The sequence below is a fragment of the Marinobacter denitrificans genome (assembly GCF_008795955.1).
GTDB lineage: Bacteria > Pseudomonadota > Gammaproteobacteria > Pseudomonadales > Oleiphilaceae > Marinobacter > Marinobacter denitrificans.
Window position 1 is genome coordinate 12,389 of record NZ_VMHN01000015.1, and the last position, 20,334, is coordinate 32,722.

Below are 20,334 nucleotides of genomic sequence, written 5' to 3' on the forward strand. Positions count from 1 at the left end.
TTTATTTCGGATTAGTACCTCGAATTTCCAGATGAAACAGCGCTGCCACAACGGCAGTCAACGCTACCAGATAAACGGTCACCGGCCCGGTATCCATCGGCGGAATCAGACCAGCGTCCACCGGCCAGAATCGCAGGATGAACGCCACCGGAACCCCGATGGCGGCCAGCCACAGCCCGACAATACCGGGGCGCATGAGGATTACAGCACCACCCGGCGCTGCTGCCAACCCTCTACTCCGGGCGTTGATCTTCGCAGCGCACGCCATGCCGCCCAGCGTTGCCGAAGGGCGATTGAGAGGGCACCGATTGCTGGCGTACCCATTACCGTAACTGTCGGGATCGCCGAGTACCTACCCGGTAAAGGCGTCAATGATGCCATATGTCGCGCTGACGCGATGCTCTACCAGGCCAAGGCGGCGGGCCGCAACAGGGTTATTACGGAAGCCTGCGAGCTCGTCTGACCCGACCGGCGCCACCCATTGACTAGCGCGGCATCATCCGTACTCCCGTCAGCGTGGTCGCCAGAGGCGACGGCTTGCCCAGATAGAACCCTTGCGCATAGTTGATGCCCAGTTCCCGCAGTTCGTCCAGGATTTCCCGGGACTCCACATACTCGGCCACTGTCTTCAGCCCCATTTCCTTGCCAATATTGTGGATAGACCCCACCATCACCCTGGCGGTTGAATCACTGCAGATATCCCGCACAAAAGCTCCGTCGATTTTAATGAAATCCACAGGCAGGTTCTTGAGGTAACCGAACGATGACACTCCGGAGCCGAAGTCATCCAGGGCGAACTGACAGCCGATAGCCTTGAGCCGCTCGATAAAGGTAATGGCGCTGCTCAGGTTGGCGATGGCGTTGGTTTCAGTGATCTCGAAACAGATCGACTCCGATGGCACCTTACAACGCTCTATACAATCAAGGACAAACGCCAGAAAATCGCTGTCGGTGACCGAGTCCGCCGACAGGTTTATGGAGTAGTGCCCGGGCTGGCCACCCGATCGTCTCGCGTTATCGCCAATCCACGCCAGGGTGTTGGCCACCACCCAGCGATCAATCGACGATGTCACGTTGTAACGTTCTGCCGCCGGCATGAAAGCGCCGGGCGGAATAATGTCCCCTTTTTCGTCCAGCATCCGGACCAGTACCTCATATCGCGGCACCAACGCGTCTTTCACATTCAGTGGCACTATCGGCTGCACATAGAGCCTGAGCCGATCCTCATCCAGGGCGCTGCGAATGCGGTTAACCCACTGCATCTCTCCCTGGCGCGCGAGCAGTTGGCGATCATCGGGCTGGTAGACGTGAACCCGGTTACGCCCAGCGTCCTTGGCCGAGTAACAGGCCGCATCCGCCGCGCCCAGCAGGTTGCCCAGACTGTTTCCCAGCCCATCTAGAGGCACCAGGCCAATACTGACACCCACGGCGAAGGTTTTGTCCTGCCACGAGAAGCGGAAATCCTCCACCAGCGCCCGAATGCTCTCGGCTACCTGCAGAGCTTCCGTAACATTGCACTTATGGAGCATCACACCAAATTCATCCCCGCCAAGCCGCGCCAGGAGGTCCGAATCCCTGACTCGGCTGCGAAACAGCGAGGCCAGTTGCCGCAACAGTTCATCACCCGCGATGTGCCCACAAGAGTCGTTCACGATTTTGAACTGGTCCAGGTCCAGATAGCAGAGCACATGCTCATCGACACCGCCTGAGCCTTCCTTCAGCAATGACACCAAATGGCGCTCGAATTCAGCGCGATTGATCAGCCCCGTCAGGGCATCGTGCGCGGCCTGGTGAGTGAGTTCACGGGCCAGCTGACGGATCCCGGACACATCACTGAACGTCAGCACCACACCAATCAGCCTGCCCTCGGGATCCCGAATGGGCGCCACCGACTCCTTCACCGGTATCAGCCCACCATCGCGCTTTCGCAGTGCGTAGTGATGTTCGCCGGCCTGCCGGGGAGCGGCTCCGGATTGTCGGAGCGCCCGTGTTACCGGGTTTGGCAGAACAGCGTCATTAGACTCATCGACCAGTTGGTAAATGTCGGACAGGGGGAGCCCCTGTGCCTCCATATTCCACCAGCCCGTCAGTTGTTCCGCGATGGGGTTAAGGAACCGGACACGGCCTGCCTGATCCGTGGTGATAACGCCATCGGCAATTGACGCCAGAGTAACCTGAGCCAGGTTCTTTTCATGGGAAAGCTGATCTTCAATACTCCGGCGCTCGGTGATATCCCGCAGGATGCCGGTGAAATGGTCCCGGTTTCCAATCGCTGACGGGCTGACAGTAAGCTCAGCCAGGAAGGAACTACCATCCCAGCGCCGACAGCGTACTTCCTTTTTAATTTCACCGCCGGGGCTGGGCAGCAGTTCAGCGGGCTTCCAGTCGGAGTCGCCAAGAAGGCTGCTCAATTTCAGATCCGTAGCATGGGCAGGCAGTGCAAAAAGTCGCTCCGAGCCCGGGTTAAAGCTGGTCAGAGTGCCGTCGGAGGTGAACGTAATAATGCCATCGCGGATATCCCGCACGATGGACTGGGTGTTCTGTACAGCCTGTCCCAGCGCACGGATTACCTTGTTGTACTGGTTTGCGATCTGCCCCACTTCGGTGAACGGTTCAACAGGAACCTCACCATGAAAATCGCCGGCGCGGGCATCTCCCTCCATCGCCTCCAGCAGTTCGATCAGCTCGGTGCGGGTGCCGTGTTCGGAGATATTCAGTCCAAGGCGCTCCGCCTCCGGGTCCACCCGCAGCGGGAACCGGTGGTTGATCACCTTCAGCAGCACATAGGCGACCCCAAAACTCCACAGGCCGCAAACCACAATACCCTGCAGCTGAACCAGCAACTGGTCATATCTGTCGAGCCCGGTAGCCAGCACATCAGGATCACCAAACAACGCCACAGCAAGGGTGCCCCATATCCCTGCCGCCAGATGTACCGGCACAGCACCTACGGCATCATCAATCCGCAGACGAAGCAGCAATGTGTCAGCGGCCATCATCACCAGCCCACCGATCCCGCCGATGAGTATCGCCTCAGGCGCCGAAATGGCATCGGCCGATGCAGTGACCGCCACCAACCCGGCAAGCAGACCATTCATCGGCTGCATGGCATCTGTGTAGCCTCTGAGCTTCCAGGTAACCAATAACACCGTGATAACACCGGTGACGCCACCAAGCAGCGTGTTGACGATGATTCCGGGAACGGCCGCGTTCGCCGCCAGCGTACTGCCGCCATTGAAGCCAAACCAGCCAAAAAACAGCAGAAGCGCACCCAGCATCGCCATGGGCAGGTTTGATCCCGGCATGGATCGCCCCACGGCAGCCTGGTCGAACCGGCCAGCGCGCGGGCCGATCAGCAGCAAGACGGCCAGTGCCACCCAGCCACCAACACTGTGCACAACCGTTGAGCCGGCAAAATCCACAAACCCCAGCGCGCCGAGCCAGCCGTCGCCACTGGCAAAACCACCGGCCCAGGCCCAGTGCCCGAATACCGGGTAGATCAGCCCCGCCACCAGGCAGCCGAGAATCATATATATACCGAAGCGCAGACGCTCCGCAGCAGCCCCTGAAATAATGGTGACAGCCGTGGCGCAGAACATGGCCTGAAAAACAAAGAATGCAGAAAGCCAGGCGTCGGATTCGCCGACGGCTGGCAGGAAATGACTGCCTCCCAGCCACCCCAGATAACTTGCCCCGAACATGATGCCAAAGCCGTAAACCCAGTACAGCAATACTGCCAGGGCGAAATCCGTCATGTTCTTCAGTGCAACATTGATGGCGTTCTTGCTACGGGTCAGTCCCGATTCCAGACACAGAAACCCCAATTGCATGTTGAATACCAGGGCGGAACACAAAACCAACCAGAAAACATCAATTAACGGCATATCCATAGGAGCGATCTCCAACCACAGGAACAACAAACCACTCCCTGGTTACAGACAAATGGCCGGGTAATGCTTCCCTTAAACCCGCAAGCTCGAATCCGCTTGAAGCAAAGCAATATCCAGGCCATATGAAAATACGATGCACCGCACATAGCTACAGGCTTTCGCACACAGATAGGGCGCTAACGACCCCGTGGTGCGAATACCGCTCCATTTCGGTGCACCCAAAACGGAAAAGTCGTCGCTTCCGAGTGGCTATCGCTGGCACCCATGTTGCGAATGCAAAGAGTTGCATACTCCGGAGGATCATATATGCAGTTGTCACGCCTGATGTTCCCCAATTCTGTCGGACGAAAAGAACTGATTCGAACCCTCGAACGCCTGACCGAAAGAGACTGGGACCTGACCATCGAATTTGGTGGCGATACGCACAACCAGGACCTCCACCGAGCCCTGAATCGGTTCATGCGCAGCCTGGAGCAGGAAATATCCCATTCCACCCGCACCGCGATTGCCATGTCGGCGGCGGCGCCGAGGCTTTCCGAACTGGCAACTGGCAACTGGCAGCCAGACGCAGAGTGATGCCCTTTCCTCCGCCTCACTGAACATCGCCAGCGCGGTTGAGGAAATGGCAACCACCATCAAGCATGACCTGAGTCACCACACCCACGATATGGCGGAGTTTTCCACCGGTGTTACCCGTGCCATGGTGGAAGGCGAAAAGGCAAGCGACCAACTACAACAGGAGATCCAGAGGGTTGATGACCAGGTTCAGGCTCTATCAGCCGAAGTCGAAACACTCAGCGCCAACGCCCGACAGATCGGCGACATTATCGGAATGATCGACGGCATTGCCCAGCAGACCAATCTGCTGGCACTGAATGCCGCCATCGAGGCCGCACGGGCCGGTGAACATGGGCGCGGTTTTTCCGTTGTGGCAGGGGAAGTGCGTAGCCTGGCCCGCCAGACAGCGGAAGCGACCGACCGGGTCCAGGACATGGTAAGCCAGGCCCAGGCGGGCATTAACAAGGCCGTGGCGCTGGGCAACGACACTGCACTGCCCGAGTCCGTGATCCAGTGGGTGGTCAAGCAGGTCCAGACCGACCCCACGAGTTGGGCGAAGTACGGCGAGCGCGACGTGACCCGCCGCGAGCATGCCCAGGAACTGCGCACCTACCTGCAACTGTCCCCGTTCGGCCTGTCAGATTTTTGCTCCCTGGTGCACGAGCTGACCGAGCTGGCCCAGCAGACCGACAAGGGCTTGTTGTTGGCCGAGCAGGCGCTAGAGAATCTGCGGCGGAAACGGCGGATACTGCCGACGCTGAGAGTGATTGATCGGGCTTGCTCGGAAGCCATTGCGCGAGCCAATCGAAGGATCTACCGCGCTCTTGTCGAGCCGTTGAGTCGTCAGCATCGCAACAAGCTCGATGAACTACTCACGGTCAAGATTGGCAGCAACATCACCTGGCTGACCTGGTTGCGGCAGTCGCCGCTGAAACCTAATTCACGGCACATGATCGAGCACATCGAACGGTTGAAGATATTCCAGTTGGTGGACTTGCCAGAAAATCTCGGCTTGCATATCCACCAGAACCGATTGCTCAAGCTGGCCCGCGAGGGCGGACAGATGACACCGCAAGACCTCGGCAAGTTCGAGCCGGAGAGGCGCTATGCGACCCTGGTCGCCGTGGTGCTGGAAAGCACCGCGACCGTGATCGACGAGCTGATCGATTTGCACGACCGCATCCTGGTCAAACTGTTCAGCCGTGCGAAGAACAAGCACCAGCAGCATTTCCAGAAGCAGGGCAAGGTGATCAACGACAAGGTACGACTCTACTCGAAGATCGGCCAGGCCCTGCTGGACGCCAAAGCGTCCGGTATTGATCCGTTCATCGCCATTGAGGCGGTGATTCTCTGGAACGAGTTCACCCAGAGCGTTGGCGAGGCCGAGCTGCTGGCACGGCCGGCGGCCTTCGACCACCTGCTCCTGGTCAGCGAGAATTTCAACACGCTGCGCCGCTATACCCCGGCCTTCCTGGAGGTGCTTCAGCTCCGAGCTGCTCCGGCATCGCAAGCGGTGCTAGATGCCGTCCAGACCCTGCGCGAGATGAACGCCGATAACCTGCGCAAGGTGCCGTCCGACGCACCAACCGCCTTCATCAAGCCCCGCTGGAAACCGCTTGTGCACACACCGGAAGGCATCGACCGGCGTTTCTACGAGATATGTGCTCTTTCCGAACTGAAGAACGCACTGCGTTCCGGCGACATCTGGGTCAAAGGGTCGCGGCAATTCCGCGACTTTGACGACTATCTACTGCCCCCCGAGACATTCTCCGCACTCAAGCGGGACCAGGCATTGCCACTGGCGATCACCCCGAACAGCGACCAGTACCTGGAAGAGCGCTTGCAGTTGCTGGACGAACAGTTGGCTACTGTCGCTCGATTGGCCAAGGACAACGAACTGCCCGACGCCATCCTTACCGAGTCCGGGCTGAAAATCACGCCACTGGATACGGCGCAGGCGCTGATCGACCAGGCGAGCCAGCTACTGCCGCGCATCAAGATCACCGAGTTGCTGATGGACGTGGATGAGTGGACGGGCTTCACCCGCCACTTCACGCATCTGAAGGATGGCGCACAGGCGAAAGACCGAACGCTACTTCTGACGGCGATCCTGGGCGATGCCATCAACCTGGGCCTGACCAAGATGGCCGAGTCGAGTCCGGGCATGACCTACGCCAAGCTATCCTGGTTGCAAGCCTGGCACATCCGTGACGAAACCTACTCGACGGCCCTGGCCGAGCTGGTCAACAGCCAGTTCCGTCATGCTTTTGCCGCCCACTGGGGCGACGGCACCACCTCATCCTCCGATGGCCAGCGCTTCCGTGCCGGTGGCCGTGGCGAGAGTACCGGGCACGTCAACCCGAAGTACGGCAGCGAGCCGGGACGGCTGTTCTACACGCACATCTCCGACCAATACGCACCGTTCAGCACCCGCGTGGTGAATGTCGGCGTGCGCGACTCCACCTATGTACTCGATGGCCTGCTGTATCACGAGTCCGACCTACGGATCGAGGAGCACTACACCGATACGGCGGGTTTCACCGATCACGTTTTCGCGCTGATGCACCTGCTGGGCTTCCGTTTCGCCCCGCGCATCCGCGACCTTTGCGAAACCAAGCTGTATGTACCGAATAGCGCCCAGGACTACCCGACACTGCGCCCGATGATCGGCGGCACTCTGAACATCAAGCACGTCCGCGCTCACTGGGACGAGATTCTGCGGCTGGCCGCGTCGATCAAACAGGGCACTGTCACTGCCTCGTTGATGCTGCGCAAGCTCGGCAGTTATCCTCGCCAGAACGGCCTGGCCGTGGCCCTGCGCGAGTTGGGCAGGATCGAACGCACGCTGTTCATCCTGGACTGGTTGCAAAGTGTGGAGTTGCGCCGCCGCGTACATGCCGGGTTGAACAAGGGCGAGGCGCGCAACGCCCTGGCCAGGGCGGTATTCTTCAACCGTCTCGGCGAGGTCAGGGATCGGAGCTTCGAGCAACAACGCTACCGGGCCAGCGGCCTCAACCTGGTGACGGCCGACATCGTGCTGTGGAACACCGTGTACCTGGAGCGTGCCACCCAGGCGCTGGGCGAGGCCGGCACACCGGTGGGCGGTGACCTGCTGCAATACCTTTCGCCACTGGGCTGGGAGCACATTAATCTGACCGGCGATTACGTTTGGCGACAGAGCCGCAAGCTGGAAGGCGGGAAGTTCAGGCCGCTACGGCGACTCGGGAAACCTTAGCGTACGATTTTTTCCGAATTCTGCGGGCTCCCCGTGTTCGGAATTATCAAACAGGTGATGGGCTTGAGACAGTTCTCGATGAGGGGGCTGGAGAAGGTTGCGGGCGAGTGGACGTTAGCCACGCTGGCGTGGAATGTGAAGCGGATGAGCGTGTTGAAAATGGCGCAGTGAGGGCCTTTTCACCCGCCCAAAGGCCTTTCTGGAGCACCTAAAAGTGCCATAGAGGCCAATCTGGACTCCCTGATGACCACTAAGGGTCAAACTCGGGAAGCCACGCGAACAAGGCAACTTTAAATAACACCTGTCAGGTGCAAGTCCGACAGGCTGCTAGGCGAATTCCGCTTAGCTGCTGTTGCAATTTCGACCTCATCAGCACGGCGCCCGGCATCGAGACAAAGATTCTCCTGTAAGGAAAAAGCGTGAGCCATTTCAAACGCATCGCAACGATGCGCAGCAGGTCGTCGCCTATGATCAATTGCCTCTACATAATGCATGTCAGCCTGTCCGTTCTATTTCATCTGCCAAAATCGGTCCTAGTGCCCCGCATAAACGGGACACCTAAGTGGAACGGACTGACTGCGCTAACGTTATAGAATACCTTCGGTTCTGTTCGACTCCGCGGACAGCCTAACTGGTCGTAAGCGGCCAGAATCGTCGGGTCGAGGGTCGCCAGTTTGTTTGGTGAACGTCAACCGGTTTGGCTCACTTGGAACTGGGCCGTCAGGGCCTGCAACTTACGAGCAGAAGCGCCAGTTAGCTCTGCCTTGTCTGTCAGCTGCCGAATAACCGTGGTCATCTCCCGTGTGCCCAGGCTTACCGTATTGGTACGCTGACCTTGGATTTCGCCTGTTTCGGCAATTGTGTCAATGGCCATGAAAAGGCGATCAACAACCTCCGTTAGCTGGGAATTATCCTCTGCGGCTGCTTCCGTCTTACGCAGACGAACTTCCATATCAGCCATCCCTTTTTCCATCGTAACGACCGCTTGCTGGGTCTCTTCCTGGACCATCGCCAGACGCTCAGCGATTTCTTTAGTGGCGCCCGTGGTCCGGTGAGCCAGATTTCGGACTTCATCAGCTACGACGGAGAACCCGCGCCCGTGCTCCCCGGCACGAGCTGCCTCAATAGCGGCGTTCAGCGCCAGAAGGTTGGTCTGATCAGCGATTTCATCGATGATTCCTGCCATATCGGCTATTTCCCGGGTGCGATCGTTCGCGCCCTGAATGCTTCGTGCGGACTTACTAATCACCTGCCGTACCGCGTCGGTTTCCCTGCTCACCTGGGCCAGGCGCTCACGGGCGCTGTTCACTACCTCGTCCATAGTGGCCCTCATATCGTGGGCGGTACTGGACGCGCTACGGATCTCCAGCTGCTGTCCATTTGCGCCCTCAAGCATGGCGTCTATTTCCTGGAGTACCGACATTGTCCGGTTTTCAGCTATGTGATTTTGCTCCAACAGAGCCTCACTGGAGCGTCCGGAATTCGTCGCTAACTGAATGACTTGGCCTACCATTCCGTCGAGGCTGTCGATAAAGCTGTTCATCCAGCGAGCCAGGTCTCCAGTTTCATCTTGTTTCATGAGGCCCAGATCCACCCGCTGACTCAGATTCCCACCCCCTTCGGCAATGGCCCGGACAATATCTGCAAGCCCTCCAAGACGCTTGGCTAGAGGCTTCGCGATACCTGAACTGAAAACGACTAAGCCGCTAAACAGCATTAGACCGCTGAGCACTGCTTCCAGATACAGAGACATGCCACTGGTAGCAAGCCCAAGGTTTACGCCCCATAGAACTACCAGAAGCAGCCCCACTTGCGCGGTTAGCCGGTAATCCACGGATCGGCGGCGATAAACCTCCTCAAGGTCTGCTTCACACATCATGCCCCATCGGTCGGGTGACCCGGGAAGGCTGAAGCTCACTCCCTTGCCGATAACCGGGATATGGCGATAATCAGAGTACCCAGGGTACTTCACAAAAAGGTTCTCTCCACGTGCCATGGTCTCCCTGACTCCCGGATGGAGCTGCTGGGTCGCGGGGTCAATGAAGCGAACTTCAAATTCAGTATGATCGCGGATTTTCAGGGTGCCGAACCCTGTATCGATACCGTCTTTTAAATTGTCGCCGTGGCTAAAGGTGGCATCTTCAAACCGCGAGCGTGATAGCGCGGTCCCCGGCAGAACGGAGGAATCAAAATAACTCTCCTGCATGAATAGGTAGTTGTCACCAGACTCCTCGAATATGTGGCCCGCTTCCCGCTGTATAAGGTCGCTCATCACGTCGTTGGGAATCCGGGCGCAGACTGCAGCCGGGCTTCCGTCTGCCACCAAAAACGGTTGGTAGAACATCAGCGTTACGTCATCATGGAAGCGCGACGTGGTGGGCCCCAGCCTGAGGGTAACTGGGTCCTTGTAGGGTCCGTGCAGGAAGCGCTCAGACAGACCGCGCCGAACCGCACCTTCGGGCAGGCGGTCCTCCTTCCGGCCGTGGGTAGTAGACCCCAGTACTTGGCCACGCTGATCGATCACGAAGAGTTCAGAGATGTCCCTAAGCCGCCCGCGATTTTCTTCGAGGAAGGCAGGAATCTGGTCCGGGGCGAGAGCGGAAAGCCGTTGTGTAAGACTCTCCAGGAAAGACCATTTGCTTTCGGTCCAGTCCTGCAGCAACGCAACCCGAATGCGGGCGGCGTTTTCGAAGATCTGCTCGTTTATCTGATACCGAGAGCAGTTCAGTCGGCAGGACCAGCTGAGCGCGAGCTTGCCATTGCGGCCGAACCAGGGTAACCAGTGCCTCTCACTGCGGGTGAGAGCCATAGCGTCGCTTTTCAATGTCATGGGCTAAATATCCGATCTAATGGTCCGTACTTCAATCAGCCAGGGCTGATTAACAGCGTTGGGCGTTGACGCCCAAGTCATAAATTCCTGAGCAAAGTTTACGCCCGAAATAAAAAATCTCCTTAAATCATATACGTATTAAATCTTGTTAAGTACGGTTGCACGATAATGGTGCGTAAGCTAACTGAGTTGCTATAAATTAGGGCATCACACGAGCCTGCTTCCGAGTATTTGGCCCAGCTCGTAGGGAACTAGACATGATGGATTGACCTGCCCGTCCTCAACGATCGTGGGTTATTGTTGAGGACGGAAAGAAACCAACAGCAGAGCCACTTTGAGGAGGGCAGGTCATGAATGAGTTTAAACCAGAAGCGGCCCGAATCGATACTGTTGCAGTGAGGCTGGAACTACCCGGGCAGGAACGTTACGCCGCGTATGTGGGCCTGGACGTCCACAAGGAAACGATTGCGGTGGTGGTGGCCGAACCCGGTCGGCAGGAGCCCCGCTCCGAAGGTGAGATTGCCGACCGCCCGAAATCGATTGAGAAGCTCGTGCGGCGCCTGAGTGAGCGGTTTGGTGGTGGTGTCTTACAGTTTGTGTATGAGGCGGAACCCTGGGGCTATGGCCTGTACCACCAGCTCGAAATCAACAAACTGAGTGCGTATTCCAGATCAAGGTTGCCACTGATTCCAGACGAAGCCTGCCACCCATTCCACGCGAAAGCTGCCACTGATTCCACGGCAAAGCTGCCACCCCGGCAGGCTGCCTGAAGCTCCATCAAAATCGTCCGGCGCGGGATAACTTAACGGTACTCTGACCCTTTTCATCCGGAGATGGGCCAGATGCCAGCGAAGAGGTTATCCATGTAATGTTGCCGCCCGCGTTATGTTGTTTTCGACTTCTATCTGTCTGATGAATTGGAGGTTTGCCTTAGCGCACGGCACATAATAAAACGCCGTAGCTCAATGATGACCTCCATTCATTTCAGTCAGAACGGAGGTTGTCATGTTAGAGCACTATTTCATCCGCCCTCAGACAGTAGACCATGTTCGCAATGCCTGGGTGGGCCTATCGAGCAGTATGTGACCTGGCTTCATGAGAACAACTATGCGGCCAGGAACATCCATTCTCGCGTGCCCTTGTTGGTGCAGTTTGGGATTTACGCTCAGAGCCATGGGGCGACGTCATGGGATCAGATGCCCGATTACGTCGATAGCTTTGTTGCAGATTGGGTTCAGAACCATAGCCAATGGTGTCGCAATGCAGCTGATCGACGATGCGTCGAGAACGCTACGCGTAACCCTGTCGCGCAGTTAATACAGGTAATTCTCCCCGGTCATGCCTTGCACTCGCGACCAGCTATGCCTGATCCGTTCAATGTCTCGGTTCCGGACTTCTTCTCGTACCTTCGGCAGGGGCGAGGGCTTCAGCAGTCAACCATTAATCATTACCGGCATTTCCTGCGTCTCTTTGAGCACTATCTTGAGAGGATCGAACTGACGGAGCTACAGGCCCTGTCGATCCCAGTAATCAGTGGTTTCATCACCGAGTGCAGCGTCCGTCACGGTAAAGAGAGCCTGCGCTATGCCGTAGGCGTGCTGCGAGTCTTTTGTGGTTATCTCTACCGGGAACAGCTGATCACGGAGAAGCTTGCCCGGAGTATTGAAGCTCCAAAAAGGTACCGGCTGGCAGACGTGCCCAGGTCGATCTCGTGGACGGATGTCCGGCACCTGCTGGCGAGTGTCGATCGGCGATCAGCCGTTGGCAAACGAGACTATGCGTTACTTTTGCTATTGGTAACCTATGGCCTTCGTGCCAAGGAAGTGGCAGCACTGACCCTGGACTCGATCGACTGGAAGCGCGAACGACTGCTGGTGCCTGAACGTAAGGCAGGCCACACCACAGCCTACCCGCTCTCACCCGTGGTGGGCGAAGCGATCATCGACTACCTCAAGAACGGCCGCCCGAGGAGTCAAATGCGTGCTTTGTTCTTCCGGGCGTTGGCTCCTTACCGGCTGCTTGCCTGGTATGCCATTTCCCAACGAGCCGCACACTACCTTCGCCTTTCCGGTTTCCAGGTTTCGCGTGTGGGTTCCCATACGCTGCGTCATACCTGCGTTCAGCGCCCGATCGATGCCGAGTTTCCGCTGAAGACCATTGGTGATTATGTTGGGCATCGTTCACCTGAAGCGACCGAAGTCTATACCAAGGTTGCGATCGAGACCCTGCGTGAAGTCGCCCTTGGCGATGGGGAGAGTGTGCTATGAACACGGCTCACAACCACGCCTTCCAGAGCTTTCTGGCGGGTCAGATTAAGGGGTTTCTGGCAGCCAAGCGGACATTGGGTAAGCGCTTCCTATGCGAAGAGAAGGTGCTGCGGCTGTTGGACCATTACTTGATTGAGCAGCAAGTCGAGGCTTTGGAGCACATTACGCCTGAGTTGGTCGAGTCATTCCTGGGCTCTCGTCCGCGTCATTCGTCGAAGAGCTACAACCACCTGCTGAGCACTGTTCGCCGGTTTTTCGACTGGCTGGAACTGCGCAAGCTGATCAGCGACTCGCCCGTTCGTGTTCCTCCAAGGCGCGTGATGTCGCACCGGGTCCCATTCATTTTCAATGCCGACCAAGCCCGTTTGTTGCTGGATGCCGCCTTGCAACTACCCAACCGATCAACGGCGCCGAATCGTGGTGCAACCTACCGCATGATCTTTGCCTTGCTGTATGTGCTTGGTCTACGGGTGGGTGAAGTGACACGACTACAGATCCGCGACGTTGATTTCCAGCGTGATTTGCTGATCATCTGGGAGACTAAGTTTTCCAAGACCCGGCTGGTACCCTTCGGGCCACGTCTATGTGCAGCGCTAAAGGATTACATCCGACAACAAACAGTGCGTATTCCGGCGAACGTGAACGCTCATTCTGGCTGAACGTGAACACCTTTTTTCTTAACGCATCACCCACCGAGGTTTGTACCCCGCGTGTTCACGTTCAGTCAATTTCCTGAAGTCGTTTTCTCATCGATTCCCCTTTCAGAGCCCAGCGGTGAGCGTTGTGCATCAGCCGGTCCAGGATGGCATCCGCCAGGGTGTTGTCACCGATGGCGGCATACCACTGATCGGTGGGCAGTTGGCTGATGATCATGGTCGAATGGGTGCCGTGCCGATCATCCATGATCTCCATCAGGTCATTCCGATGTGCCGGTTTGAGGGCTTCCAACCCCCAGTCATCCAGTTATGTTTATCTCAACATAACTGGATGACTGGGGGCTGATGAAGCTGAGCGCGGAGAACCGAAGGGACTTGCTGGAGGTGCTGGAAGACCGACATGGCCGGCGCTCCACCATCGCCACTAGCCAATTACCCATCGAGGAATGGCATGGCGTAATCGGTGACGCCACTCTGGCAGACGCCATTCTGGATCGGCTCGTACACAACGCCTACAAGATCAATCTGCGGGGCGAATCCATGCGAAAACAGCAGGCAAAGTTGACGAGCACTGAGACTTCGGAGTAAGAAGAGAAACCCCGCGTCGCTACGCTCCGATGGGTGGCAGCCTTGCTCCGGTCCGGGTGGCAGGCTTCACGTGGAATGGGTGGCAACCTTCAGCGGTTTACGCAAACTGAGCAATACGGCAGGATGATGGGCCCGCGAACCGCGCCCCGGATTATCTCGGTAGTGACGGCTACACTGTCCAAGTGCTGCCAAACCTCAACCTGCGCTACGGCGAGCGTTTATATCTAAATGTCCGCGCCGGGCTGGGCCTCAACCTGGTTAATTCAGCTGACTGGTAATTGTCCGCGTTCTTCGACTATGTGCCGGGGCGGGATAATGAGGACGATCTCGAGGCATTCGATAAAGTCGATGCAGGCGCCGCACTGGGTCTGCGCCTGCGCTATCAAGGGGCCGATCAACTACAGCGCCTCCGTCCGAACCCCAATCACCGGGGATGTGGATGGTTACCAGGTCAATCTCCGCAGCACGTGGCGGGCGCCTCTCTCCGATAAACTATCACTATCTGTCGGTCCCGGCCTGACTTACAGAAGCAAACCGTAACCGTGGCCGAAGTCCAGTTCAACGGCTCGGCGGCAGAGAGCGTCCGCTCAGGTCTGGCCCGCTATTCGGTTAATGCCGGCTATTTGCGGGCCCGCCTAGGCGGCGCACTCACCTACCGGATGAGCCCTTCATGGTCGCTGACCGGCATTGTCGCTATGACCTACCTCACCGGCAATGCCAAAGACAGCCCGATTGTGGAGGACATTGGCAGCGCCACTCAGGCCTTCGGTGGCGCACTGGTCAACTACCGGTTCTCACCACGATAACTGAACCAGCCAGGGTCTCTGGAGCTGGGCCACTGGATCCTGGCTGCCTGAGCCAATTGCCCGCAACGATCAAGCCCTCTGGTCATCGCGCATCCGAAGGGCTCCGTCGATAGCCCGCCAGCGCGTTCGTTTATGGTCAACGCGATACCAGCACAGGGATTGACGCTTGACAGAGTACTGTTCGAGTAGCGCTACCGAGCACCAGTCGGGTGAGCCGCGTATGGCCATAGGCGCCCATCACCAGCATGTCGGCATTGAACGCCCGCGCCTGTTCGAGTAGCATCGGGCCGACCTTACCACCGTCGACTTGTTCCAGTGTTACCTGTACGCCATATCGCGCGAGGTGGCGACACAGGTCCGCGCCGAAATCCTCTCTACACTCCAGCTCGCTATCCGGTTCATCGCAGACACAAACCACCTTCACTGCTTCGGCCTGGGCCAGAAAGGGTAACGCATCGCCGACCGCTCGTGTTGCCTCCCGGCTAGCGTTCCAGCCGACAACGACACGTCGTCCAATCCGTCCGGCCGCCCATTCGTCAGGAATGAGTATAGTCGGGCGTCCCGAGCCGAAGATAACATGCTCGGCCATCCTCACCGTCATGGAAGGTTCGGGGGAGCTTTCGAAGGGAGGGACCAACGCCAGCCCTGCATAGCGCGCGTGTAGCATTAATTCCTCCGCTAACTCGCTCTCGGACAAGCGCCACTCTGCGCTAATGCCCCTTGCGCGAACCATTGTCTCAAAGCGCTCCCTGACCTGAGCCTCTGCGTCCCGAACACGCACGCGATGCTGTTCGAGCAAGGCGCGCATGGCAGAGCCGGCCACAGCGTGCGCATGAGGCATCGCTCTCAGTGGCGTTGCCACAAACACCGCTATCAGACAGGCATTCCAGCACGCGGCGATGTCAGCGGCGATCGCCAGTCGTCGGTCATAGGGTCGAGCCTCTTCAAGAAAGACAACGATATCCTTAGGTAGCATGCTTCACCTCCTGGTCGCGTTTTCCATAACCTGCTCAAAAACACGCAGGACGACTTCCAGGTCGGTATTTTCAATGCCTTTCAGCATCTCCTCTCGCAAGACATTCGCCCGCTCATTCAGTTCGCACATAAAGCGCTCACCGGCATTGGTAAGGTACAGCAGCCTGGCGCGCAGATCACGCTTAGAGGGCCGGCGTTCAATCAGACCCTGCTCCTCGAGGCTGTCAAGCAGGCGGACCAATGTCGGATTCTCGATGGTCATCAAGTGGGCTAACTCCCGCTGGGTCAATCCTCCACCACCACGCTGCAGGCAGATCATGGTGAACCAGCGAGCCTGGGTAACCCCCAGGTCTTTCAGGCGCTCATCCAGCAACTTGCGCCAGCGTCTTGCTACCCGGGCATTGGTGAAAGGAAACTGATCTCGAGGGGTTTGTGGGTCCATGTCACTGTCCTGCTATTGATAATTCAGTAACAGTAAATCGTAAGCTAATCATATAGACAAGCGTCGGTTACACATTAGCCAGGTTTGCGCCAGATCAATATGCAACATCACGCGGATTCCGAGGCCAGCTAAGGAACCTCTCCTTCCAGTGAGACAGGTAACTCCTCACTTCTTCAGAGACAGGAGGCCTTCAGCGTATTGTCGCCCTGGTGGACACCCTTGCTGCGTGACCGGCAGCCGGCTTAAAAAAGCTGGCGCCGAGCGCTCCACAACGCCGTAGCATCTTCACTCGACACCAGCCGGGTCTTCGGCGCGGCGTCTTCCAAGCAATCCGCATTCGCTATGGTCAGTCCCCAGTTTAGTAGAGTCTGCGGGGCTAACAACAAGGCCAAGTTTCGCTTATCGGCCAGAATGGCATGAACTCTGGGGTTGGGTGACCAAAAAACCAGTAGTTCAATAGGTTGAGAGTGTTTTTGGGCTATTTTTCACGTTTGTCTGCCAACCCTCAATTTGAGGAAAGCTGCCTGACCCATGTATCAAAATCCTCTGGCACGTAGAGCTCGGATCTGACTCGAGAGATTGCTGTGTAGACGCTCGAAACCAGTGCCTCTTTTTTTATCATGTTGGCTTGACTGAAAAAGTCATCGGCGATGACGACCTTGTCGAACTCCATATTTTTGGTGTGTTCAGGCATCCCCAGCCACAAAACATTGGATGTGTTGCGGATCTGGCGCGAGAGTGACTCGTTTAGATTTTGAAGCCGATACCCTCGGGTGAGCAGATCGACAACCCGGGTTATGTCGGCGAAGTCTGAATCGCGCTTTACCAGATCGTCGAAAGTTCCGTACCGGAACAAGCTCGGGAAGCTCGGGCGAGTACCGTGGTTAAACAGTTCAATCACATCGCCCATAAACCACTGTAGGGCTTTCTCTGAGCCAGGCATCAACCTGAAAGCCGCTTTATCATGCGCGCAGCGCTGGAATTGCTCGAATAAAGCCCAGTACGAGCGAAAAATGATGGCGCAATTACCGTTTGGAGTCGGAAGGCTCTGATACGACAGAACCTGAGTGTTCTCTGGCCTGATGCCGACAAACTCCATTTCAGGAGTAATCGGGTGTGCCGCAAGAACCTGATTGAAGAGATCCGTGGTGCTCTCCCCTGCCCTGACTGAAACGCCCAGCTCCCGACCTCGTGAGCACCTTGGTCGCGCCGTTCCGCCGGCGCCGAAGAGGTGCTGATAGCGATCTCCAAAGGTAAAGGTTGCCTGCGGCGGAGGTGTCCTCTCCAAGATGTTGATGATAGGCATTGGCAAATCGTGGGCCTCATCAACCAGAGCGATTCGGATCGTCGGTGGAAGCACCTTCCCTTGAACATCCGCAAGCTTGATTTGGTGGTAGATCCGCGTCGGAAGTTCGGACTCCTGGTTGGGCGGATCGACGATGACGGACCACATCCTTCGTGCAATTTCTACCAGAATTGCTTTTTCAGAAGCGGACCAGTTAAATCTCATCGTAGACGGGAGGTGTTCAGTCGAAATCTCATTACTGGCACTGTGGCAGAACGAAGTCACCGTTTTCCAGGCAATTTTTGCGATCTCCGTCGCCCGCGCTCGCTGAAGTGGCTGAATACCCAAAATCTGGGCCATCTGTTCATAGGTACGGTTAAACCTCTGACCCATCCGATAGCGCGAGCCACGCGAAGGCTTGGGCGAGTTCTCCCCGGGATACACAAGTTCCTTGATTAATTCGCCCAACGTCAGCCCCCGGGCAGCCTGGGTACGATCCATAAGTGCCGCAAGTTGCTGCCGAGTGTGTGCCAGGGCAACAACAGAGAGTCCTTTTGCGCTGAGAGATGCCGCTAAGGTGGTTATCAGATACGTTTTGCCTACACCGGCAAAACCCTGAACAGCCATGGGTTCTTCGGGCTCAGCCTCAATTGCCCGAATTAGACGGTCATGCTCTACGGAAAGTGAAACAGATCGCTGCTGACCTAAAATGCCCCTCTTGATGAAAACCTGATTGAATTCACTCGAACAGCCAAAGCGCCAGCCGTTTGGCTTTTCCAGGTAACTTTTATTGGCCACATCCGAGACAGACATGAGAAAAAAGCCATCGCTATTGCCTGGCGCCAGGGCCAAGAAACCCTCAGTGCGCTCTTGAAGGAGGTCCTGAATTTCTGACTTCGTTTCCTCAGACTCAGCAATCAGCCGTAAGCAGTCCGCCAGAAGCCTTTCACTTGCAGGGCCATTAAAGGGCTTTGAAGTGTTGGCCAATTTAAAGAGAGTGAACAATCCAGCGAGCTCAGTGTTGGTCAAACCGGCAATTTTGGTCCTGTCTTTATCGAGTGCGATCAGGGTCTCACGGCTAATGGGAATCGCTAGTTTCGTCATATCGTCGGGTTCGCAGATACAGGCTGTTTCAAAAGGTCCAGCATGAAGTTTCAACAAAGATACTGACACGAATTACGCATGGCCAATGAAACACTTCGTCGATTATTAACTTATGGTATAATAATTCATAATAAAAACAATTATAAGTTCATGTTGTCCGTGCCGTACTCAGAAATTGGGGGTCAAAAAATGCCGAATTCTGTTGCTGAGACACTCTCAGTCCCGGGTGAGTTAATCGATCAACTTTCCCAGGCATATCAGAGGCTCGTGGATCACTGCGATCATCTGAAATCGCTTTCAGACGGCGATCACCGGGCGAATTTTGAAGTTTATGTGCCGCCCTTTAGCACCACTGAATACGAGCGATATTCTGCAGATGCCCGCAAGCAGGCCATTGTTGACGCCGTTGGCCTGACCATTGACGACACTCAGAACCGGAAGTGTGACGCAGGCATTGTTTGCGCCTCTGGTGAAACAGTGTCAACCGTCGAACAGCTCAATGAGGCCAAGGCACACTTCAAGGAGACGATCCTGAAGATCCGGAGTCTTGCTTCGGGTAAGGCGGTTGGCTCGCGCGAAACGGTACTTAAGAAAGCGCTCAAGAGTGCGGGAATTCAGGCATTGGACTTGCGTGAGTGCTACCGGCAAATTCGAGTGATGCCCCCACACCTCGAATCTATTTCATGGACCTGGGCCACCAGTCATGCGCGTATCCAGAAGCTGACTTTCGATGAGGCTGTCACAATGGCGGAAGGCCTCAGAGATCGTGATGAGGAATTGGCGGACACCGCTTTGGATATCCTGAGGCGCAAATGTGCCCCGGACGAACTCCTGGTGCGCCGGATTACCCTGCCAAATCAGTTGAGGGCGAATTTCTCATACCTTGAAAATGGGGAGATTCAGCGGAAAAGCTGTCCAATCTCGGGGGTCGTCATCGCCCAGCAGAAAACGCTCCCTCGGATGGCTTGGCGGGAGAACCCCGTTTTCCGCAAAGAAGTGCCCATTCGACTCCAGCGGGAATCAAAAATAGAGCCAGAACCTGTTGTCCAGTCGCTGAGCATCCATAGGTACGTTCGTGGACACGCTTAATCATCCGGCTTCCCAGGCGAAAGTGCGGTGTTTTGGCTCGAAAGCTGGGCTTACGGCCGAAGCGACCGTCTTGCTAAAGGATGGCGCGGAGCCCCTTGCGGCTTTGAATCTTGAGGTCGCACCTCGTGACGGCGAACGCATCGACTGGAAGAGCAAGATTGTCCTTCAACTGGGCGAGGATGATCTGCCGCTTCTATGCTGCGTGTGCCTTGGATACCTGCCCCAAGCAGAGTTCAAACGGCCGACCAAGGGTATATCGATTCAGCGGCAACCCGGTAGGTTGTTCATGTCTGCAAGTCAGGGAGCGGGCAAATGTTTCGCCCTACCCCTCCCGATTTCGCGAAGCTTTCAACTTGGAGCCCTTGCGCTCAAGCAACTCAAGCAGCAGGCTGGTTTTGAAGACGAGCAACTGATTTTAGCGGCATTGAGAGGAGCTGCAGCACTGTATCAGCCTTGAATTCTGAAATGTGCAGTGGTCGCAATGAAGTGGACCCCGAAATTTGGACAGGTGCCTAAGCTCTGATTCATCATCTCCACAAGGAGGAGAATCATGAGCAAGAAACGCAAGCAATACAGCGCATCATTCAAGTCCAAAGTCGCCCTGGCCGC

At 56.7% G+C, this 20,334-nt stretch carries 14 protein-coding genes and 4 pseudogenes; 11 read left to right on the forward strand and 7 right to left on the reverse strand.

The window, feature by feature from the left end; all coding sequences use genetic code 11:
• Nucleotide 1: 1 nt before the first annotated feature.
• Complete coding sequence (locus FO268_RS23160) at nt 2-229, reverse strand: hypothetical protein (RefSeq protein ID WP_225316967.1); 228 nt, start codon at nt 227-229, stop codon at nt 2-4.
• Nucleotides 230-253: 24 nt separating this feature from the next.
• Here FO268_RS23160 and FO268_RS23165 point away from each other — a divergent pair.
• Nucleotides 254-463, forward strand: a pseudogene (locus FO268_RS23165) (diguanylate cyclase domain-containing protein); the annotation flags it as partial.
• Between the two features lie 22 nt (nt 464-485).
• On the opposite strand, the gene amt reads toward FO268_RS23165, so the two are convergent.
• Nucleotides 486-3,890 (reverse strand): ammonium transporter, encoded by a 3,405-nt coding sequence (gene amt / locus FO268_RS22070; RefSeq protein ID WP_150995338.1) that lies wholly within the window; start codon nt 3,888-3,890, stop codon nt 486-488.
• A 306-nt stretch (nt 3,891-4,196) separates the two neighbouring features.
• Here amt and FO268_RS22075 point away from each other — a divergent pair, with 306 nt between their 5' ends.
• The 3 genes and pseudogenes from FO268_RS22075 to FO268_RS22085 form a co-directional block, all read left to right on the forward strand.
• Nucleotides 4,197-4,466 carry a hypothetical protein gene (locus tag FO268_RS22075; protein WP_150995339.1) on the forward strand — a complete coding sequence of 90 codons (270 nt, stop codon included), beginning with the start codon at nt 4,197-4,199 and terminating at the stop codon, nt 4,464-4,466.
• The gene (locus FO268_RS22080) at nt 4,396-7,683 is read left to right on the forward strand and encodes a Tn3 family transposase (protein ID WP_202336744.1); all 3,288 of its coding nucleotides are present in this window, start codon (nt 4,396-4,398) and stop codon (nt 7,681-7,683) included. The genes FO268_RS22075 and FO268_RS22080 overlap by 71 nt, the downstream gene beginning before the upstream one ends.
• A 30-nt stretch (nt 7,684-7,713) precedes the next feature.
• Nucleotides 7,714-7,854, forward strand: a pseudogene (locus tag FO268_RS22085) (transposase); the annotation flags it as partial.
• A 517-nt stretch (nt 7,855-8,371) separates the two neighbouring features.
• Here the strand turns inward: FO268_RS22085 and FO268_RS22090 are convergent.
• The gene (locus FO268_RS22090) at nt 8,372-10,513 is read right to left on the reverse strand and encodes a methyl-accepting chemotaxis protein (protein ID WP_150995340.1); all 2,142 of its coding nucleotides are present in this window, start codon (nt 10,511-10,513) and stop codon (nt 8,372-8,374) included.
• A gap of 350 nt (nt 10,514-10,863) precedes the next feature.
• On the opposite strand from FO268_RS22090, the gene FO268_RS22905 reads away from it, so the two are divergent.
• The 3 genes from FO268_RS22905 (at nt 10,864) to FO268_RS22105 (ending at nt 13,439) form a co-directional block, all read left to right on the forward strand.
• Nucleotides 10,864-11,283: a hypothetical protein gene (locus FO268_RS22905; protein WP_191967034.1), complete on the forward strand. Its 420-nt coding sequence runs from the start codon at nt 10,864-10,866 to the stop codon at nt 11,281-11,283.
• A gap of 591 nt (nt 11,284-11,874) precedes the next feature.
• A complete protein-coding gene (locus FO268_RS22100) occupies nt 11,875-12,780 on the forward strand; it encodes a tyrosine-type recombinase/integrase (protein WP_225316962.1) in 906 nt (301 codons plus the stop codon).
• Nucleotides 12,777-13,439 (forward strand): tyrosine-type recombinase/integrase, encoded by a 663-nt coding sequence (locus FO268_RS22105; RefSeq protein ID WP_150995341.1) that lies wholly within the window; start codon nt 12,777-12,779, stop codon nt 13,437-13,439. Before FO268_RS22100 ends, FO268_RS22105 begins: the two co-directional genes overlap by 4 nt.
• Before the next feature lie 61 nt (nt 13,440-13,500).
• Here FO268_RS22105 and FO268_RS22110 read toward each other — a convergent pair.
• A pseudogene (locus FO268_RS22110) lies at nt 13,501-13,743 on the reverse strand (ATP-binding protein); the annotation flags it as partial.
• Between the two features lie 20 nt (nt 13,744-13,763).
• Between FO268_RS22110 and istB the strand changes: the two are divergent.
• Nucleotides 13,764-14,024: pseudogene (gene istB, locus FO268_RS22115) on the forward strand (IS21-like element ISSpu5 family helper ATPase IstB); the annotation flags it as partial.
• Between the two features lie 542 nt (nt 14,025-14,566).
• Nucleotides 14,567-14,830, forward strand: a complete 264-nt coding sequence (locus FO268_RS22125) for a MipA/OmpV family protein (protein WP_191967035.1) — start codon at nt 14,567-14,569, stop codon at nt 14,828-14,830.
• Between the two features lie 136 nt (nt 14,831-14,966).
• Here FO268_RS22125 and FO268_RS22130 read toward each other — a convergent pair whose 3' ends face one another.
• From FO268_RS22130 to FO268_RS22140, 3 genes are all read right to left on the reverse strand, one after another.
• Nucleotides 14,967-15,806 carry a universal stress protein gene (locus tag FO268_RS22130; protein WP_150995344.1) on the reverse strand — a complete coding sequence of 280 codons (840 nt, stop codon included), beginning with the start codon at nt 15,804-15,806 and terminating at the stop codon, nt 14,967-14,969.
• Between the two features lie 3 nt (nt 15,807-15,809).
• Nucleotides 15,810-16,247, reverse strand: a complete 438-nt coding sequence (locus FO268_RS22135) for a MarR family transcriptional regulator (protein WP_075195213.1) — start codon at nt 16,245-16,247, stop codon at nt 15,810-15,812.
• 505 nt (nt 16,248-16,752) lie between these two features.
• Nucleotides 16,753-18,636, reverse strand: a complete 1,884-nt coding sequence (locus tag FO268_RS22140; RefSeq protein ID WP_150995345.1) for an AAA family ATPase — start codon at nt 18,634-18,636, stop codon at nt 16,753-16,755.
• A gap of 78 nt (nt 18,637-18,714) precedes the next feature.
• Here FO268_RS22140 and FO268_RS22145 point away from each other — a divergent pair, with 78 nt between their 5' ends.
• A complete protein-coding gene (locus tag FO268_RS22145; protein WP_225316963.1) occupies nt 18,715-19,725 on the forward strand; it encodes a DNA replication terminus site-binding protein in 1,011 nt (336 codons plus the stop codon).
• Nucleotides 19,712-20,182 carry a hypothetical protein gene (locus tag FO268_RS22150; RefSeq protein ID WP_150995346.1) on the forward strand — a complete coding sequence of 157 codons (471 nt, stop codon included), beginning with the start codon at nt 19,712-19,714 and terminating at the stop codon, nt 20,180-20,182. Before FO268_RS22145 ends, FO268_RS22150 begins: the two co-directional genes overlap by 14 nt.
• The last annotated feature ends 152 nt before the right edge of the window (nt 20,183-20,334 follow it).

Bases quoted from the DNA above. Each gene is read 5' to 3' on its own strand.
- FO268_RS22075 (WP_150995339.1), top strand. From the start codon at position 4,197: ATGCAGTTGTCACGCCTGATGTTCCCCAATTCTGTCGGACGAAAAGAA.
- FO268_RS22905 (WP_191967034.1), top strand. From the start codon at position 10,864: ATGAATGAGTTTAAACCAGAAGCGGCCCGAATCGATACTGTTGCAGTG.
- FO268_RS22145 (WP_225316963.1), top strand. From the start codon at position 18,715: ATGGCCAATGAAACACTTCGTCGATTATTAACTTATGGTATAATAATT.
- FO268_RS22090 (WP_150995340.1), bottom strand. From the start codon at position 10,513: ATGACATTGAAAAGCGACGCTATGGCTCTCACCCGCAGTGAGAGGCAC.
- FO268_RS22140 (WP_150995345.1), bottom strand. From the start codon at position 18,636: ATGACGAAACTAGCGATTCCCATTAGCCGTGAGACCCTGATCGCACTC.
- FO268_RS22100 (WP_225316962.1), top strand. From the start codon at position 11,875: ATGCCTGATCCGTTCAATGTCTCGGTTCCGGACTTCTTCTCGTACCTT.
- FO268_RS22105 (WP_150995341.1), top strand. From the start codon at position 12,777: ATGAACACGGCTCACAACCACGCCTTCCAGAGCTTTCTGGCGGGTCAG.
- FO268_RS22130 (WP_150995344.1), bottom strand. From the start codon at position 15,806: ATGCTACCTAAGGATATCGTTGTCTTTCTTGAAGAGGCTCGACCCTAT.
- FO268_RS22135 (WP_075195213.1), bottom strand. From the start codon at position 16,247: ATGGACCCACAAACCCCTCGAGATCAGTTTCCTTTCACCAATGCCCGG.
- amt (WP_150995338.1), bottom strand. From the start codon at position 3,890: ATGGATATGCCGTTAATTGATGTTTTCTGGTTGGTTTTGTGTTCCGCC.